Below are 2,927 nucleotides of genomic sequence, written 5' to 3' on the forward strand. Positions count from 1 at the left end.
GAAAAAACATTAACTATTAACGGTAAAAAAGTTTCTTTTGATAAAGAAAAAAATCTTTTGGAAGTTATAAGAAAAGCAAATATAGAATTACCTACATTTTGTTATCATTCCGAACTTAGCACTTACGGTGCTTGCAGATTATGCCTTGTAAATGTAGAAAAACGTGGTCTTGTTCCCGCATGCTCGACACCGGCCGAAAACGGTATGGTTGTTGTAACAAACAGTAAAGAAATAAGAGAATTAAGGAAAATAATAGTTGAATTGTTGCTTGCAAACCACGACAGAGAATGTACATCATGTCATAAAAGCGAACATTGTCAACTTCAAACACTTGCAAGAAGGTTGGGAATACAATCGGTAAGATATAAAAAAATAGTAAAAGATACACCTAAAGATTTTTCTACACCGTCATTGGTCAGAGATCCGAATAAATGTGTTCTTTGCGGTGATTGTGTTAGGTTCTGTGAAGAGATACAAACTGTCGGTGCAATAGATTTTTCATTCAGAGGGTCACATGCAACGGTAAGTCCCAGTTTCGGTAAAAATCTTTCGTCTTCGGAATGTGTCTATTGCGGTCAATGCACAAGAGTATGTCCTACCGGTGCATTAACGATAAAATCGGATGTAACAAAAGTATGGGAAGCATTGGGAAATAAAAATAAAAAAGTTGTTGTTGCAATTGCACCTGCCGTTAGAGCTGCAATCGGTGAAGCATTCGGTATTCCTAAAGAAACGGGAACCGAAGCTGCAGGTAAAATGGTAACGGCTTTAAAATCCATGGGATTTTTTAAGGTGTTTGATATATCTTTTACTGCGGATTTAACCATAGTTGAAGAAGCAAACGAATTTGTTGAAAGATTTACAAAAGGGGAAAAACTTCCTCAATTTACATCATGCTGTCCTGCATGGATAAAATTTACTGAACAGTATTATCCGGATATGATAAAGAACCTTTCAAGTTGTATGTCCCCGCAGGGAATGTTCGGTTCACTTGCAAAAGAAATGTTACCTAAAATGTATGATATAAAAAGAGAAGATTTGGTAGTGGTATCTGTTATGCCTTGTACGGCAAAGAAATTTGAAGCTACAAGACCGGAACTTTCACAAGACGGAATACCTGATACCGATATAGTTTTAACTACACAAGAACTTGCAAGAATGATAGAAGAATCGGGGCTTTCTTTTGCACAACTTGAACAATCCGCATTTGATATGCCTTTGGGCTTTAAAACAGGCGGCGGTGTAATATTCGGTAACTCCGGCGGTGTTGCAGAAGCTGTTTTGAGAAATGTATTATCAAAAGAAAATTCCAACGACACCGACGAATTTGCATTTATCAGAGGAGAAGAAGGTATAAGAGAAGCCAACTTAAAAGTAGGTGATAAAGATTTAAGATTGGCAGTTGTTTACGGGCTTGGTAATGCAAGAAAAGTTATAAAACAAATTAAGAATAAAGAAAAAGAATATGATTTGATAGAAGTTATGGCATGTCCCGGAGGATGTATCGGCGGTGCAGGTCAGCCCGTTTATGATAAACTTGAAGTAAGAAATAAAAGAACAAAATGTTTGTATGAAAATGACAGTGTTCTTGAACTTCATAAACCGCAGGATAATCCTTATGTTAAACAGGTGTACAAAGAACTTCTCGGTGCAATAGGCGGTGAAAAGGCACACGAAGTTTTACATACTCATCATGTAAACAGAAGAAGAATAACCGAAAAACCGTTCTTAATACAAGCGGCAAAAGATGAAAATTGTGTTAAAGTAAATGTATGTTTCGGAACGGGTTGTATGTTAAGAGGTTCACAAAAACTTCTTAAAGCCATACATGAATTTGTTGAAAGCAAAAAAATTCAAGATAAAGTTGAAGTTAAAGCATCTTTCTGCTTTGAAAAATGTTCAAGAGGACCGGTTGTAAGTGTAGGAACAACGGTTATAGAACAGGCAACCGTAGAAACGGTAGGTAAAGCAATACAAGCAGAATTAAAAAATATAAAATAAAATTATATTATAGGGTTATAAGAGTATTGGTAATTTATTTCCATCAAACTTATAACCCTATAATTTTGTAATCCAATAGTTTTATGTTATCAATTTTAACCGGATTGCCGGTAAATAAACAAAACGACAAATTGTTTGTTCAACAATTTATCAATACTGATGCAGCTAAAGTTATTTGCGGCTCTTCTACAATGAAAATGTTTTGCAGAATACAAAACATAACTCCTGAAATAAAAACAGTTTTTGAAAAAAATATTCCGGTTGCCAAATATAAAATAAAAAATATAAATTTGGCAACGGAAGGTGTAATAACATTAAATGAATGTTATAAATATTTAGTCGGTGACAAAATAGAAAATTCCGATGCGGTAAAATTAGGTGATTTATTAATTGAAAAACAAACGATAAATGTTTTCGTCGGACTTTCGCAAAATAAAGACAGTAGTAATTATAAAATTTTCGGTTTGTTGACAAGAATTGAAATTGTTAATAAAATAGTTGATTTTTTAAAACAAAAAAACAAAACAGTCAATATATTCAGATTATAGGTTTATAGGTTATGGAAGTATAAGTTATAACGACAGTTGAAAAGTCGTTAAACTTTTCAGTTGCTCAGCTTATCAGCTAAAATACCGGGGGTGTTTTTTTTAATGGATAAAATTTTCGGAAGAAATGCAGTTTTGGAAACATTAAAAGCAGGTAACAGAACAATAAATAAAATTTTTGTTTCAAAAACCGCACACGGTGCAAGTATTTCAGAAATTTTTAAGCTTGCAAAAGCAAAAGGTATTGTCGTAAATAATGTCCCTCCGGAAAAACTTGATAAATACGAACAGGAAAATACACAAGGTGTGGTTGCCGAAATTTCCGCAATAGAATATGTTGAACTTGACGAACTTATAAGTAACATAAAAGATAAAAAAAAC

Annotated in this window: 3 protein-coding genes; all 3 read left to right on the forward strand. The window is 33.6% G+C overall.

Features of this window, described 5'->3' with window-relative positions; translation table 11 throughout:
- A partial coding sequence (locus tag ACMUOV_RS01230) for a [FeFe] hydrogenase, group A (protein WP_413853001.1) occupies positions 1 to 2,001 on the forward strand: 2,001 nt, incomplete at its 5' end.
- 83 nt (positions 2,002 to 2,084) lie between these two features.
- Positions 2,085 to 2,549, forward strand: coding sequence for a hypothetical protein (locus ACMUOV_RS01235; RefSeq protein ID WP_413853003.1), 465 nt, complete (start codon positions 2,085 to 2,087; stop codon positions 2,547 to 2,549).
- A 102-nt stretch (positions 2,550 to 2,651) separates the two neighbouring features.
- Positions 2,652 to 2,927: RNA methyltransferase substrate-binding domain-containing protein (locus tag ACMUOV_RS01240; protein ID WP_413853005.1), on the forward strand; the 276-nt coding region annotated here is incomplete at its 3' end.

This window comes from Candidatus Ruminimicrobium bovinum, from assembly GCF_902760015.1.
GTDB lineage: Bacteria > Elusimicrobiota > Endomicrobiia > Endomicrobiales > Endomicrobiaceae > Ruminimicrobium > Ruminimicrobium bovinum.

Excerpts from the sequence above, each read along its gene's own strand:
- ACMUOV_RS01235 (WP_413853003.1), top strand. The coding sequence starts at position 2,085 with ATGTTATCAATTTTAACCGGATTGCCGGTAAATAAACAAAACGACAAA.